Consider the following 15,350-nt stretch of genomic DNA (forward strand, 5'->3'; position numbering starts at 1 on the left):
TCTCCCCTCGATTCTTGCAAGACTGCATTCATCGCCATGAGAATTCCTGCTCAATGAAAGTCCCTGGAGCGAGTCGCCAGGCGGCCCAGCCATTCGCTGCGATCTTCGAGATTCCCCGCAATGACATGCAGCACATCCCCCTGCCGCTGCAACTGACCGTCAACCACCAGCAAGCGTGACTGCAGCATCACCTTGCGCTGTTGCTCGGCCAGCTTGCGCCAGATGATGAGATTCACCTGCCCGGTCTCGTCTTCCAGGGTCATGAAAGTCACGCCCTTGGCGGTGCTCGGCCGCTGGCGATTGATCACGATGCCGGCAACGCGCACCGGCATGTCCGTCGGCAGCTTCCAGAGCTCGGCAGCGGAACGGCAACGTGCCTCGAGCAGTCGGGCGCGCAACAAGGCCAGTGGATGCCGCCCCAGGGTCAGGCCTAGCTGGGCATAATCCTGCACGATGTTCTGGCCCTCGGTGGGTGCTGCAAGCATGGGCAGTGCCTCGGCGAACTCGGGCTCGCGGATCAAGGGCATCGGTGCTTCCACGCCCGCGACGTTCCAGAAGGCGCGATGTCGGTGCCCGCCGAGCGAGCGCAAGGCATCGGCTGCGGCCAATGCCTCCAGGGCCTGGCGCGACAAGCCGGCACGACGCGCGAGATCATTGACGCTTTGGAACACCCGGTCACGTCGCGCGGCCACCAGGCGCTCGGCCGACTCGACATCCAGCGAACGTACGCGGGACAGTCCGAGCCGCACTGCCGGCTCGCGGTCCTGTTCACTGTCGGCCTGCCGTTCCAGGGTTGAATCCCAGTCACTGCACTGAACGTCCACCGGCAGGATGTTCACGCCATGTCGTTGCGCATCCTGCACCAGTTGCGCTGGTGCATAGAAACCCATTGGCTGGCTGTTCAACAGGGCAGCACAGAAGGCAGCCGGCTCATGGCATTTCAACCAGGCCGAGACATACACCAGCAAGGCGAAGCTGGCTGAATGCGACTCGGGGAAGCCGTATTCGCCAAAGCCCTGAAGCTGCCGGTAGATCTGCTCGGCAAACGCCTCGCTGTAACCACGATCGCGCATGCCGTCCAGCAGCCGCTCGCGAAACGGCTCGATGCCACCACGCTTGCGCCAGGCTGCCATCGCCCGCCGCAGGCGGTCGGCTTCGCCCGGCGTGAAGCCCGCAGCCACGACCGCCAGTTGCATGGCCTGTTCCTGGAAGATCGGCACCCCCAGGGTACGTTCCAGCACGTGTCGCACGGCATCGCTGGGATAGGACACTGTCTCTTCGCCGCAGCGCCGCCGCAGGTAGGGATGCACCATGTCGCCCTGGATGGGCCCGGGGCGCACGATAGCCACCTCGATCACGAGATCATAGAAACAGGCTGGCCTGAGTCGCGGCAGCATCGCCATCTGCGCACGCGACTCGATCTGGAACACGCCCATCGTGTCGGCCTGCTGGATCATGGCATAGGTATCCGGGTCCTCCGCCGGCACGGTCGCAAGACTGTACTCACTGCCACGCCAGTTGTTCACCATGTCCAGCGCGCGCCGGATCGCCGTCAGCATGCCGAGCGCCAGCACGTCGACCTTCAAAAGCCCCAGTGACTCCAAGTCATCCTTGTCCCACTGGATGACGGTGCGTTCCGCCATGCTGGCATTTTCCACCGGCACCAGTTCGTCAAGACTGTTGCGCGCAATCACGAAACCACCGACGTGCTGGGAAAGGTGTCGCGGGAAACCCAGCAACTGGTCGACCAGCACGCAAAGCCGGTGGATTACCGGGTTGGCCGGATCAAGCCCCGCGCTTTCGATGCGCTCGGCCACCTGCTTGCGACCATCCCACCACTGGAAGGCACGTGCCAGGTTTTCCACCTGCGCACTCGCAAGACCCAGCGCCTTGCCGACATCACGTACCGCACTGCGCGGTCGGTAGGTAATCACTGTCGCTGCCAGTGCCGCTCGCTCGCGACCATACTTTGCATAGATGTACTGGATGACTTCCTCGCGGCGCTCGTGCTCGAAATCGACATCGATATCAGGCGGTTCGTCGCGCTCCTTGGAAATGAAACGCTCGAACACCAGTGACATGCGTGCCGGGTCGACCTCGGTAATGCCGAGACAGAAACACACGGCCGAATTCGCTGCCGAACCACGACCCTGGCAGAGAATGTCGCGCGAACGTGCAAAGGCCACCACGTCATGCACCGTCAGGAAAAAGGGTTCATAACGCATTTCGGCAATCAGCCGGAGTTCATGCTCGACTTGCCGCTGCACGCTATCGGGCGCACCCTGCGGCCAGCGCTGCTTCATGCCCTGCCGGGTCAGTTGCTGCAAATGCGAAGTTGGCGTTTCACCGGCCGGCACCAGTTCTTCCGGGTATTCGTAACGCAGCTCGTCCAGCCGGAAAGTGCAGCTTGCTGCCAGCCGCAGGCTTTCCTCGCGCCAGGTCGAAGGATAGATGCGGGCAATCCGTTCTCGCGAACGCAGGTGTCGCTCGCCATTCGGATTGAGATGGTAGCCGGCGATCGCCAGCGGCAGGCGCAGGCGTATTGCCGTCAGGGTGTCCTGCAGGGCACGCCGCCCGCGCACGTGCATCTGCACGCCACCGCAAGCCACGATGGGCAGGTGCAGCTGCATTGCCGCCTGTTCGAGCTGGGCGAAGCGCGCCTGGCGTTCGTCGCTGCCGAACCACTCCGCAACCAGCCTTGCACGTTCGCCAAAGCAGCCCTTGAGCCACTGGCCTGTTGCCACATCGATGATGTCGCCCGGGATCCACAGCACCCAGCAACCCGGCAAGCCATCTGCCAGGTCTTCTTGGTGCAGGAGATAGTCGCCCTTGTCGGCTGCGCGCCGGCCGCGCGTGATGACCCGGCACAGGCTGTTGTAACCCTCCCGGTCCCGGGCCAGCACCACCAGGGTCGGACCCTCTTCGAGCCGGAACTCGGCGCCGATGAGCAGCTTGATGCCATGTTCGCGGGCCGCCTCCCAGGCACGCACGACACCAGCCACGGAGCATTCATCCGTGATCGCCAGGGCCTGGTAGCCCAGTGCGGCCGCCTGTGCCACCAGCTCCTCCGGATGCGAGGCGCCCTTCAGGAAAGTGAAGTTCGAGAGGCAGTGCAGCTCGGCGTACCCGGGCGCACTCATGCAAAGAAACCCTGCAACCACCATTGCCGGTCCCGACGGTCACGAAAGATCCACAGCAGGCTGCCCGCCCGGGTGCGGGCACGGAAATAATCCCGTTGCACATCCGTGCCATCCCACCAGCCTGACTCGATGCGCTCGGGCCCTGCCAGCAGCTCGAGCGCCCCCTGGTAGCAGGGCGAGCCGGCACGCAGGACCAGTCGCTCGGGTTCAGGCAGCAACCAGGCCGGTCGTCGCGGCAATGACGGCGCAAGGTCGACGTCCGCACCACCCGGTTCGACAAAGTGCCAGGCCAGCTCGGGGCGATGGTCGGCACGAGATGACAGGCCCTGCACGGCATCATGTCCCAGGCGAGCTCGCAGCAGTTCCACCAGCGCCAGCCGTTGCTGCTGGCGCTGCCAGTTCGGGAACAGGCTGGCAGCTTCGCCAGCGAAGCTCTCCAGCGACAAGGCCTCGAGGCTGATACTGCGCACGGGTTGCTCGAGCCGGAGGTTCTCCAGTTGCTGTTCCAGCAGTGCCCGCATGCGAGCAAGCGAACGCAGTCGACGGGCAAAGCCAACGGTGAACGATTGCTCGCTGCGATCACGCAACAGCAAGGTGAACCTCAATCCACGCACGCCTTGCTGGGTGACATGCAGATACGTGGCGAGTTCCTCCAGCAGGTGCATGGCAGGATGCAACAGCACAGGGGCATCACTGATTTCGTAGACGAGATCGAGCCGCGATCGGAATCGAGCCGGCAAGGACAGGCTTGTGCGCAGGTCTGGCTGGCGGCCAAGCGCCTGGTCCAGCATCGCGAGAGAGGATTTCCCGAAACGCCGGGCAAAGGCATCACGCGGCAGGCGCAAGGCATCGGCCACCCGCTGCACACCCATGCGCTGCAGGCGCTGTTGCAAGGCGAGAGGAAGATCCGTGGCCGCCAGCGGCAGGCACCCGAGCTTGCCCGGCAAGGCCTCGCTGGAACCCAGCAGCACACCGTCATGCACCCGGGACAACCAGCGCGCCGCCCGCGGTGTCGGCGCCATCGCCAGGCTGGCTTTGACGCCCAGTTCATCCAGCCCCTGCCGGACCCGGCGCAACAACGCGCGGCCGCCACCGAACAGGCGCAGCGAACCGCGCACTTCCAGCAACAGACCCGCACCATCGAGTGCCACCTGCGACGTGAAGCGATGCGCCCACCAGGCCAGCCGCCGCAACCACACGGCTTCGCGTGCAGCATCGCGATCCTGCACGGCAAGATCGGGCAGCAGGCTCCAGGCCGCTGCCAGGCTCATGCCGGGCACGACACCCGCCGACTCGGCCATGGCATTCACGGCCACGACCGTCACGGTACTGCCCTGCTCTTCGATTACGGCCTGCGCTGTTTCCGCCAACGCAGCCTGGTGAAACACCTGCAGGGGCAAGGATTCGAGCTCGATGGCCAGCCACAGGTCGCGGCGCAATCGTTTCGTGTCAGCCCGCTGTGACGGACGCAGCGGCGCGCTGGCCGGGCGCGTACTGGCGACACGGGCCTCGGGAAAAAGGCTTTGCTGCGCAGGCAACGAAGACCGCCTGTCATCAAGGGATGGCGCCATGCCAACCTCCTCAAGGAACAGGAGTCAGGCAAGCTTCTTCAAGAGGATCCGGCGATCGGACAAACGCGGCAGGCATAAGAAGGCCCGGTGCCGATACGACCCTGAGCGTCGGTTGGGAGGATCGCTTCTACAAGCCGTAAAACCGTAGAAAGCATCGCCTGGGTCGCATGTTGGGGCACCGGGCCCGAACCTGATCATGTTGTTGACCGGGAAGGTCTCACGGCAGGCGGATACCGCTCACCGGCCGGCCGCCTCGACACTTCAGCAGGCTGATGACCTGCCCGGTGTCGTCGCTGCTGTCGATGCGCAGGCGTATGGCCGCTGGTGATGACTGGCGGGCCTGGCGCAGCGAGCGGAACAGGAACCCGAGAGCGTCACCCTCGGCTGCGGCCAGTTGCAAGCGCCGCATCGTTCGATCATCGCCATCGTCTATCCAGGCCAGAACGGCATCTGCATCACCGGACCTGAGCGCCTGCTCTGTCGACCAGAGCACGGTGCGCCGGCTTTCCTTCCGGGTCTCTTGCTTGTCTCGTCGTGGTGACACCAGCAAAAGACGATCCAGGTCGAAACCTGCCTGCGCAAGCGCCGGAGCGAATGGAACAAACGGTGGTGAAACCCACACTATCCATCCCGCTTCCCGATCTACCGATGCGGTGATTCCAGCACCCTCGGCGGGTGCGAAACCAGTCAGCGTCGGCAGGATCAATTTTAGCTCACCCACTCCCGGGTTTGTGCTTAGAATTTCTACCAGCGCGCCTCGCGGCCAACCTCCGTTCGGAAGAACCTTGTCTAACTCCTTGATATTACTAGGTATTACACTTTGTCCTGAAAAATCCTGCCGACCAGCGCCTCGCCAGACACCCGGCAGACTGTCCAGTAACTCTGACATATCACTGCAAGTAACCGTTCCGGATCACGCCAACAACCACCCCTTCGATCACCATGGACTGGTGCTTCAAATCCAGGTGGATGGGCTCGAAATCGGGGTTCTCCGGCAACAGCCAGACCTCGCTGCCCTGCTGGCGATAGCGCTTGACCGTCACTTCATCGTCATTAAGCCTGGCGACGATGATCTGGCCGTTGCGCACATCCGGGGAGCGGTGCACGGCCAGCAAGTCGCCATCGAGAATCCCGGCATCCCGCATGGACATGCCCTTGACGGTCAGGAGGTAGTGCGCCTTGGGCTGGAACAGGCCGGGGTCCATGCGGTAATGCCGCTCGATGTTCTGCTCGGCCAGGATGGGGTGACCCGCCGCAACGCGACCCACCACTGGCAGTCCCTGGTCTTCCTCCACCAGCCGGATGCCACGGGAGGCGCCCGCGACCAGCTCGATCACGCCCTTGCGCGCCAAGGCCCGCAGGTGCTCTTCGGCAGAGTTGGCCGACTTGAAACCCAGCGCCTGGGCAATCTCGGCCCGGGTCGGCGGCATGCCGGTCTCGTCAATGGTGTCGCGAATCAACTCCAGGATCTCGGCCTGGCGCTCGGTCAATGTGGTCATGTGAACCTCCACCCCTCGGGGCTGTGTATCCATCCATTACTGTGTATGTATACAGTACCGGATATGGGGTATCAACCACATTTTCAGGAAAAGAATAAACCTCAGTAAAATCAATACCTTGAGAAGCAGCCAGGCAAAAAGAAACCGGCCAGCGGCCGGTTTCTTCAAGGGCGTTGGTACTGCGCCTTACTGGCGAGACTTGTCCAATTCGTTCATGCCCTTGCTGACACCCTTGAGCGAGACCGGCAGCGCAATCGGGCGACGCTGCGGATCCATGAACGTCACCTTGGCCTCGGCGCCCTTCATCAAGGCGTCAACGAATTCCGGCTCCATGGCGACCGATGCGACACAACCGCCCGAATCGCAGCGATCGTAAGGAATGCGCACATTCGGGTGGCCCTCCACCTCGATCAACAAACCGGGCTTCAGCAGCACACCGATGGGCGTGGTCAGGACCATCAACGGCAGCTCGTTCTCGGGCACGTAACCAATGCGGGTCATCAGCAACTGCTGAGGCTTGGCATCCTCCGCTGCATTCTCGCCACCCGGGATGACCGAAGCCACCTGGTAAAGCGTACAGGATTCCATCGTTTCGCCCTCGGCGACTTCCGCCTTGTTGCAGACAAACGACCAGTCACCATAGTTGTCACGACGGGTTTCGGCCGCAAATGCCGAACCTACTACCGCTACCGACAGCGAGGCCGCCGCCAACCACTTTGCATACCGCATGTGAATCTCCTTTTTGACCAGTCCCCTGCGGGACTGCTTGTCACTGTATGCCCGCGAGCACGGGCAAGTTGCATCTCATTTTGCTGGCAGGCCGCGTCAAGTCAACGCCGCTGCACAATCTCCACGGCTTCTCGACAATCGCCCATGGAGCCAGCCAGGTGGCTCAACACTCCGGCACGTTCACCGCCAGGCCACCCAGCGAGGTTTCCTTGTAGATGGACTGCATGTCGCGCCCGGTCTGGCGCATGGTCGAAATGACCTGGTCCAGCGATACCTTGTGCTGGCCGTCACCGCGCCGCGCCATGCGGGCGGCATTGATCGCTTTCAGGGCACCCATGGCATTGCGCTCGATACAGGGAATCTGCACCAGCCCGGCCACCGGGTCGCAGGTCAGGCCCAGGTTGTGCTCCATGCCGATTTCGGCCGCGTTCTCGATCTGCTCGTTGCTGCCCTTGAGGGCCGCCATCAAACCACCCGCCGCCATGGAACAGGCCACGCCGACCTCGCCCTGGCAGCCCATCTCGGCACCCGAGATGCCGGCATTCTTCTTGTACAACGTGCCGATTGCACCGGCCGTCAGCAGGAACCGCAGGATGCCCTCGTCATCCGCACCATCGATGAACTGCACGTAATAGCGCAGCACGGCGGGGATGATACCGGCCGCACCGTTGGTCGGCGCGGTCACGATGCGACCACCGGCCGCGTTCTCTTCATTCACCGCCAGCGCAAACAGGTTTACCCAGTCCAGGATGTCCATGTTGTCCTTGCCGGCATCGGCCTGCAGGTCGCGGTAAAGCTTCGGCGCGCGGCGTTGCACCTCCAGGCCGCCCGGCAGGACGCCTTCTTCGCGCATGCCGCGCTCGATGCAGGCATCCATCACCTTCCAGATATGCAACAGCTCGCTGCGGACCTGGTCTTCATCGCGCCAGGCCAGCTCGTTCTTCAGCACCAGCTCGTGAATCGCCAGGTCTTCCCGGCGACAGGCGGCCAGCAAACCTTCCGCGGTACTGAAATCATGCGGCACCGGCCGGGAGGCCTTGGTCGAGCCGTCACCCTCGTCGTCCGCACGCACGATGAAGCCACCACCGATGGAAAAGTACTCCATCGAGTAGAGCTCCGTGTCGTTGCCATCAAATGCAGTAAGACGCATCCCGTTGGAATGGCGATCGAGGAATTCATGCTTGATGAACAGCAGTTGCATGTCGCGATCGAAATCGATCTTGTGCTTGCCCAGCAGCTCGATTGCTTCTGACTCGGCGATATCCTGCAGGGTCGGCTCGATGGTGTCGGGATCGATGGTGTCCGGCGCCGCGCCTGTCAGGCCGAGCAGTACGGCCTTGTCGGTGCCATGGCCGACGCCAGTCAGTGCCAGCGAACCATACAGCTGGGTGACGACAGCGGTCGCTTTCTCCAGCAGGCCCTGCTTTTCGAGTTCCAGCACGAAATCACGCGCGGCCCGCATCGGACCGACGGTGTGCGAGCTGGACGGGCCGACGCCTACCTTGAACATTTCGAACACGCTGATCGACATGCGCTCTCCAATCTCCGAATGAATACAGGCCGGGTCGAAACCCGGCCTGCTTATCCTAGCTTACTTCTTCCAGCCTGCTTCCGGTCGCGGTGACCGGCAGCCAGCCCTAACCTTCTTCACCCAGCGACAGCAGGCTCGCATTGCCGCCCACGGCTGCGGTGTTGATGGTCAGCGTCCGCTCGTTGGCGAAGCGCAGCATGTAGTGCGGACCGCCCGCCTTCGGACCGGTACCGGAAAGACCCATGCCACCGAAAGGCTGCACGCCGACCACCGCACCCACCTGGTTGCGATTGATGTAGGCATTGCCGACCTGCACCTTGCGCTGGATGTAATCTGCTTCGGAGTCGATGCGCGAATGCACGCCCAGCGTCAGGCCGAAACCGGTGCGGTTCACTTCGTCGATGACCTTGTCCAGGTCCTTCGCCTTGTACCGAATGACATGCAGGATCGGGCCGAAGTTTTCTTCTGCCACCTCGTCCAGGCTCGGGATCTCGATGGCAATCGGTGCAACGTATGTGCCGTGCTTCGCAAATTCGGGCAGTTCGCACTTGCCGATGATCTTGAACTTCGAGGCCATGTCGTCTGCGTGCTTCTGCAGCGATTCCTGCGCCGCCTTGTCGATCACTGGGCCGACATCGGTCGTCAGCAGGCCGGGATCACCCACGGTCATGGTCTTCATGTACCCGGCAAGTACGTCGATGACGCGATCGGCAATTTCTTCCTGGACGTACAGCGCGCGCAGTGCGGAACAACGCTGGCCCGCCGACAGGAAAGCCGACTGCACGACATCCGGCACCACCTGCTCCGGCAGCGCGGAAGAATCCACGATCATGGCGTTCTGGCCGCCGGTCTCGGCGATCAGCGTCGGGATCAGGCCGTCACGCGCAGCCAGCGTCTGGTTGATGACCTTGCCGGTGCCGGTGGAACCGGTGAACGCAACGCCCGCAACACGCTCGTCGGCCACACCGTGCTTGCCCAGCACAGAACCACGGCATGGCAGGAAGTGCAGCACGTCACCGGGCACACCGGCTTCATGCAGCAATTCGACAGCCAGCGAGCCGATCAGGCAGACCTGGTCGGCCGGCTTGGAAATGACGGCGTTGCCGGCAGCCAGTGCGGCCGTGATCTGGCCGGTGAAGATGGCCAGCGGGAAATTCCAGGGAGAAATGGCAATGAATACGCCCTTGCCCTGCAGGCGCAAGGTATTCGATTCGCCCGTCGGGCCCGGCAGCTGCATCGGCTCGCCGAAATCCTTTTCGCAACGCATGGCATAAAAACGCAGGAAGTCGACTGCTTCGCGAACCTCGGCAATGCCATCTGCAATCGACTTGCCGGCCTCGCGGGTACACAGCGCCATGAACTCGGCAGTGTGCTCTTCGTACAGATCCGCCGCCTTGCGCAGGATGGCAGCCCGCTCGGCAGCCGGCGTCCGATCCCACTTCGGCTGCGCCTTGTGCGCAATGCCGATCGCTTCCTTGATTTCCTTTTCACCCGCATGGATCACATCGCCGACATGGCGACGGTTGTCCATCGGGTCCAGCGAGGGCTGGCTGTCGCCATTGATCTTCTTGCCACCGATGACCGGCTGCGCAACGCGCGGCTTGGCCAGAGCGTCTTCCATGTCGGCCTTGAGCTGTTTCATCTCGGAAATGTCGGCCATGTTGATGCCGCGCGAATTGACACGATCATGGCCGGCAAACGTGTAGATGTCGCGCGGCAGCGGGATACGGGTATGCGGGATGTGTTCCAGCTTGTCGACCTCGGCCACCGGGTCGGACGCGATGTCCTCGACTGCAATCTTCTCGTCGACAATGCGGTTCACGAAAGAGGTGTTGGCACCGTTCTCAAGCAGGCGGCGCACCAGGTACGGCAACAGTTCCTTGTGCGCACCGACCGGGGCATAGACCCGGCAGGCAATACCCAGCTTCTCGGCTGGCACGATTTCGCCATACAGCTCTTCGCCCATGCCGTGCAGGCGCTGGAACTCGAAGTCGCGACGATCGCCGATCATTTCCAGGATCGAGGCAACAGTATGCGCATTGTGCGTCGCGAACTGCGGATACAGCGCATCGCCTGCTTCGATCATCTTGCGTGCGCAGGCCAGGTAGGAAACATCCGTATTGCACTTGCGGGTAAACACCGGGTAGCCGTGCTCGCCATTGACCTGGTAGTTCTTGATTTCGGTGTCCCAGTAAGCACCCTTGACCAGGCGCACCGGAATGCGACGACCGACATCCTTGCTCAGGTGGATCAGCCATTCGACGAGGCGCAGGCAGCGCTTCTGGTAGGCCTGGATGGCCAGGCCGAACCCTTCCCAGCCTTCCAGCGATGACGAACGGTAGACGGCTTCGATGATGTCGAGCGAAATGTCCAGGCGCTCGGCCTCCTCGGCGTCGACTGTCAGTGCGATGTCATGCTTTTTCGCACGCTCGGCCAGCGACAGCAGCTTGGGCACCATTTCATCCAGTACCTGCTCGCGGCGTGCAAGCTCGTAACGCGGATGCAGTGCGGAAAGCTTGACGGAGATCGACGGTGCGGAGAACACATCGAAGCCTTCGCCCTTGTTTTTGCCGATGGAATCGATGGCATCGGAATAGGCCTGGAAATACTTCTCGGCGTCGGCATAGGTCAGTGCTGCTTCGCCCAGCATGTCGAAGGAATGGCGGTAATCGCGATGCTCCTTCGAGGTCGAGCGCTTCATGGCTTCCTTGATGGTGCGTCCCATCACGAACTGGAAACCCATGATGCGCATGGCCTGGCGCATGGCAGTGCGAACCATCGGCTCGCCCAGGCGCTGGATGGCCTTGTCCATGATGCTGCCAGCACTGTCTTCGTCGCGCTCGTTCAGCTTGAGCATCTTGCCGGTCAGCATCAGGCCCCAGGTCGAGGCATTCACGAACAGCGAGCTGGACTTGCCAAGATGTTCCTTCCACTTGCCGTCGCGCATCTTGTCCTGGATAAGCTTGTCGGCCGTGTCTGCATCCGGCACGCGAATCAGCGCTTCGGCCAGGCACATCAGCACCATGCCTTCCTTCGAGGACAGGTCGTACTGCTGCAGGAACGCTTCGATGCCACCCTTGCCGGAGGAATTCTTTCGCACTGCCCGTACCAGGTCCTCGGCACGCATCTTGATGCTGCGGCGACGATCATCGGACAGCCGGGCAATTTCCATCAGCTCGCCGACAACAGCGGTCTCGTCGGCCAGGAAATAGTCGTTCATTCGAGCGCGGAGCTCGGAAAGTCCGGGGCCCTGGTCGGCATAAATAACGGGGGTCACTTCGCGGGTCATCGTGTCGCGCGCGGTAGCCATGTTTACTCCCGAATCTGCACTCACGTGCATGGTGCTGTGTGGAGCCCGGGCCTCGGTCCGAGGTGGGCAGTAAAGTCGGACATTTTACCGTATTGGTGGCGGCAAATCATCGTTTCACGGGCTTGAAAAGAGCAACAAAAAGGCGGTGCCGAAAACCGGCAACCGCCTTTCAATACAGCAAGTTACGCGTCTTACATGTTGCCGATCACGGCATCCGCAAAATCGCTGGTCGAGACCTTGTTGGCAGCGTCCATCTGGCGCGCGAAATCGTAGGTCACGATCTTCTGCTCGATGGTCTTCTCATAGGCCTTGGTGATGATCTCGGCCACCTCGGTCCAGCCGATATGCTCGAACATCGACACGCCGGAAAACAGCAGCGAACCCGGGTTCACCTTGTTCTGGCCGGCGTGCTTCGGCGCGGTGCCGTGGGTGGCTTCGAAAACCGCCACTTCGTCGGACATGTTGCCGCCGGGCGCGATGCCGACACCGCCGACTTCGGCCGCGATGGCATCGGACAGGTAGTCACCGTTCAGGTTCATGGTTGCCAGCACGTCGTAATCGGCCGGACGCAGCAGCATGTTCTGGAACATGATGTCTGCGATGGCATCCTTGATGACGATTTCGTTGCCGGTCTTCGGGTTCTTCATGGTCATCCACGGGCCGCCATCGAGCAGCTCGGCGCCATACTCTTCCGCGGCGACTTCGTAGCCCCACTTGCGGAAAGCACCCTCGGTGAACTTCATGATGTTGCCCTTGTGCACCAGGGTGACCGAGGCACGGTCGTTGTCGATCGCGTACTCGATGGCCATGCGCACCAGGCGCTTGGTACCAAAAGCAGAGATCGGCTTGATGCCGATGCCGGAGCCGTCGAAGAACTTGGCACCCATTTCCTCGCGCAGGAACTTCGTGACCTTTTCGTTTTCGGCAGACCCGGTTTCGTACTCGATGCCGGCATACACGTCTTCGGTGTTCTCGCGGAAGATCACCACGTCGATCTCTTCCGGGTGGCGCAGCGGGCTCGGCACGCCCTTGTAGTACTTGACCGGGCGCACGCAGGCATACAGGTCCAGTTCCTGGCGCAGCGACACGTTCAGCGAACGGAAGCCCTCGCCCACCGGCGTGGTCAGCGGACCCTTGATGGAGATGACCAGGTCCTTCAGCGCATCCTTGGTTTCCTGCGGGAAGTAGTCACCGTCATAGATGCCGGCGGCCTTCTCGCCCATGAACAACTCTGCCCAGTGGACCTTCTTCTTGCCGCCATAGGCCTTTTCGACCGCGGCGTCCCAGATCTTCAGGCAGGGCGGCGTGATATCGACACCGATACCGTCGCCTTCCACGTAACCGAGGATGGGCTGGTCGGGAACGTTCAGCTTGCCGTCCTTGATGGTGACTTTCTCGCCACCTTCGGGCAGCTTGATGTGCTGGTAAGCCATTGAATCTTCTCCAGTTCTACTGAAATGAATTCGGGTCTCGCCGAAGCTCGGCCACACCGGCCGGGGCGAGAAAGCGCCGCATTATAACGGATTGGGGAGGCTGGCGCCTGCTGCGCAGCCGAAAGCGATCAGGACAGCGTTCGCCTGTCAGGCACCCTGGCTGCCGGGCAGCGCGGTACTGGCGAGTGGCGGCCGTTCCCCGTGGTCCCGGAACCGGAGGAAGTCTTCGATAATGCGCTGGTGATCGAAAGCCAGCGGTGGTGGCTCGGCCGGGTCGAAAATCCCGGCATTCGCCGCATCATCACCGGCAGAGGCCTGCCCCCAGGCTTCGCCGAGAAAAACCACGGAACAGGTATGGCCTCGCGGATCCCGCGCTGGATCCGAATAGACCCCCAGCAAGGCCGTCAACGTCACCGCCAGGCCGGTTTCTTCGAAGGCCTCGCGCACGGCCGCCTGCTCGATCGTTTCGCCCACGTCGACAAAGCCACCGGGCAAGGCCCAGCCCAGCGGTTCGTGGCGACGTTCGATCAACACGATACGGCCAGGGTGATCATTCATCTGGATGATCACATCGACGGTCAACAAGGGCGTTTCGGGTCTGAGCATGCCAGTCACGTGCGCGGATTCCGTTCCACCATCACATCGTCATTCGCACCAGTCAACCAGCGCGCTCGGCAGCACAGCGCAGCATGGCGGCAAGCGACTGTTCGACGTCCTCATCGGTTGTCGCCCAGGAGCAGACACTGATACGCATCGCGACCCTTTCCTTCCAGACGGTGCCCGCGCACCAGCAGGTACCATCGACCTGGATGGCCTCGATCACCGCGCGCGTACTGGCATCATCGCCGAAAGACACCAGCACCTGGTTGAGCACGACATCGGCGAGGATTTCGTAACCTGCATCGGCAAGGCCCTGGGCAAAACGCCTGGCCTGGCGGCAATTGCGGGAAAACAGCTCGGCAAGCCCCTCCCGACCAAGGTGACGCATTGCCGCCCAGACTTCGACACCACGTGCCCGACGGGACAGCTCCGGCGCGTAGTGCCAGGGCTCGCGGCCCTCGGCCTGCACCAGGTATGCCGCCTCGCCTGCCAGTGCCGCACGCAGTTGCTGCGCATCACGCACGAACACCAGGCCACTGTCATAAGGCACGTTCAACCACTTGTGCGCGTCGGTCGCCCAGGAATCCGCCTTCTCCATACCCTCGGCCAGGGGCATCAGCTCCGGGCAGGCACGAGCCCAAAGGCCGAATGCCGCATCGACATGCACCCATGCACCGCTCCCGGCCAGGCGGTCGCAAACCTCGCCCACGGGATCAAAGGAACCGGTATTGACGTTGCCGGCCTGCAGGCAGACCAGTGTCGGGCCCTCGACGTCCGGCAAGCCATCGACCCGGAAACGTCCCTGATCGTCGGTTGGCACGCGCTGCACGCGTTGGCTGCCGAGGCCAAGAATGCTCAAGGCCTTCTGGATACTGGCGTGGTATTCGTCGCCGACAATGACGGTAATCGGTGGCGCCCCGTAAAGGCCCTGCTTCTCGACATTCCACCCTTCCCGCTCCAGCAAGGCATGACGAGCGGCAGCCAGGGCGCACATGTTGGCAACCGTTGCACCACTGACAAAGCCGACACCCGTCCCCGCCGGCAGTCCGAGCACATCGACCAGCCAGCCTTCCGCAACATCCTCGAGGGCTGCCGCCACCGGCGAAGTGATGTTCAAGCCGGCATTCTGGTCCCAGCCGGCGGCCAGCATGTTGGCCGCCGTGGCGACTGGCAGGCTGCCGCCAATCACGAAACCGTAGTAGCGACCACCGGCATTGGCCATGGTCGCCGGGCTGCCATGTCGATCCAGCTCGGCCAGCACTTCTCCAGCGGGCACGCCGGTTGATGCCAATGGGGCATGGAAATTCGCCAGGCCTTGCAGCCCCGCAGCATCAGGAGATGCCCGCCGGGTTTCAAGCCCATCCAGGTAAGCTGCTACTCGGGCGCTGGCATCCTGCAACAGCTTTTGACGTGCGGCTCGATCAGTCATGAATCATGCCTCTTCCCTTGACCAGGCTGCCGGAACGGCAGCAGGAACATCATATCGGACATGCGCCGATCGTCATCGGTTCAGCTCGATGGCGATGCAGCATGGATC

Annotated in this window: 10 protein-coding genes; all 10 read right to left on the bottom strand. The window is 62.5% G+C overall.

Going from position 1 to position 15,350, the window contains the following annotated elements; all coding sequences use genetic code 11:
• Positions 1 to 50: 50 nt before the first annotated feature.
• Positions 51 to 3,140, bottom strand: coding sequence for an error-prone DNA polymerase (locus tag R3217_00765; protein ID MDX1453964.1), 3,090 nt, complete (start codon positions 3,138 to 3,140; stop codon positions 51 to 53).
• Positions 3,137 to 4,711, bottom strand: a complete 1,575-nt coding sequence (locus R3217_00770; GenBank protein ID MDX1453965.1) for a DNA polymerase Y family protein — start codon at positions 4,709 to 4,711, stop codon at positions 3,137 to 3,139. The genes R3217_00765 and R3217_00770 overlap by 4 nt, the downstream gene beginning before the upstream one ends.
• A gap of 217 nt (positions 4,712 to 4,928) precedes the next feature.
• Positions 4,929 to 5,600: a translesion DNA synthesis-associated protein ImuA gene (imuA, locus tag R3217_00775; protein ID MDX1453966.1), complete on the bottom strand. Its 672-nt coding sequence runs from the start codon at positions 5,598 to 5,600 to the stop codon at positions 4,929 to 4,931.
• Position 5,601: 1 nt separating this feature from the next.
• Complete coding sequence (gene lexA / locus R3217_00780; GenBank protein MDX1453967.1) at positions 5,602 to 6,210, bottom strand: transcriptional repressor LexA; 609 nt, start codon at positions 6,208 to 6,210, stop codon at positions 5,602 to 5,604.
• 186 nt (positions 6,211 to 6,396) lie between these two features.
• A complete protein-coding gene (locus tag R3217_00785) occupies positions 6,397 to 6,939 on the bottom strand; it encodes an invasion associated locus B family protein (GenBank protein ID MDX1453968.1) in 543 nt (180 codons plus the stop codon).
• A 163-nt stretch (positions 6,940 to 7,102) separates the two neighbouring features.
• Entirely contained in the window at positions 7,103 to 8,470 is a 1,368-nt protein-coding gene (locus R3217_00790; GenBank protein MDX1453969.1) for an L-serine ammonia-lyase, read from the bottom strand.
• 106 nt (positions 8,471 to 8,576) lie between these two features.
• A complete protein-coding gene (putA, locus tag R3217_00795; GenBank protein ID MDX1453970.1) occupies positions 8,577 to 11,780 on the bottom strand; it encodes a bifunctional proline dehydrogenase/L-glutamate gamma-semialdehyde dehydrogenase PutA in 3,204 nt (1,067 codons plus the stop codon).
• 191 nt (positions 11,781 to 11,971) lie between these two features.
• Positions 11,972 to 13,213: an NADP-dependent isocitrate dehydrogenase gene (gene icd / locus R3217_00800; protein MDX1453971.1), complete on the bottom strand. Its 1,242-nt coding sequence runs from the start codon at positions 13,211 to 13,213 to the stop codon at positions 11,972 to 11,974.
• Positions 13,214 to 13,360: 147 nt separating this feature from the next.
• The gene (locus R3217_00805; protein ID MDX1453972.1) at positions 13,361 to 13,798 is read right to left on the bottom strand and encodes an NUDIX hydrolase; all 438 of its coding nucleotides are present in this window, start codon (positions 13,796 to 13,798) and stop codon (positions 13,361 to 13,363) included.
• Between the two features lie 73 nt (positions 13,799 to 13,871).
• Positions 13,872 to 15,242 carry an aminotransferase class V-fold PLP-dependent enzyme gene (locus R3217_00810; protein MDX1453973.1) on the bottom strand — a complete coding sequence of 457 codons (1,371 nt, stop codon included), beginning with the start codon at positions 15,240 to 15,242 and terminating at the stop codon, positions 13,872 to 13,874.
• Between the last annotated feature and the right edge of the window lie 108 nt (positions 15,243 to 15,350).

Source organism: Gammaproteobacteria bacterium (assembly GCA_033720895.1).
Classification (GTDB): domain Bacteria; phylum Pseudomonadota; class Gammaproteobacteria; order Natronospirales; family JAJUFS01; genus JAWWBS01.

What these genes read in the sequence shown, in the direction of transcription:
- R3217_00765 (MDX1453964.1), bottom strand. Translation starts at nt 3,140, where the DNA reads ATGAGTGCGCCCGGGTACGCCGAGCTGCACTGCCTCTCGAACTTCACT.
- R3217_00770 (MDX1453965.1), bottom strand. Translation starts at nt 4,711, where the DNA reads ATGGCGCCATCCCTTGATGACAGGCGGTCTTCGTTGCCTGCGCAGCAA.
- imuA (MDX1453966.1), bottom strand. Translation starts at nt 5,600, where the DNA reads ATGTCAGAGTTACTGGACAGTCTGCCGGGTGTCTGGCGAGGCGCTGGT.
- lexA (MDX1453967.1), bottom strand. Translation starts at nt 6,210, where the DNA reads ATGACCACATTGACCGAGCGCCAGGCCGAGATCCTGGAGTTGATTCGC.
- R3217_00785 (MDX1453968.1), bottom strand. Translation starts at nt 6,939, where the DNA reads ATGCGGTATGCAAAGTGGTTGGCGGCGGCCTCGCTGTCGGTAGCGGTA.
- R3217_00790 (MDX1453969.1), bottom strand. Translation starts at nt 8,470, where the DNA reads ATGTCGATCAGCGTGTTCGAAATGTTCAAGGTAGGCGTCGGCCCGTCC.
- putA (MDX1453970.1), bottom strand. Translation starts at nt 11,780, where the DNA reads ATGGCTACCGCGCGCGACACGATGACCCGCGAAGTGACCCCCGTTATT.
- icd (MDX1453971.1), bottom strand. Translation starts at nt 13,213, where the DNA reads ATGGCTTACCAGCACATCAAGCTGCCCGAAGGTGGCGAGAAAGTCACC.
- R3217_00810 (MDX1453973.1), bottom strand. Translation starts at nt 15,242, where the DNA reads ATGACTGATCGAGCCGCACGTCAAAAGCTGTTGCAGGATGCCAGCGCC.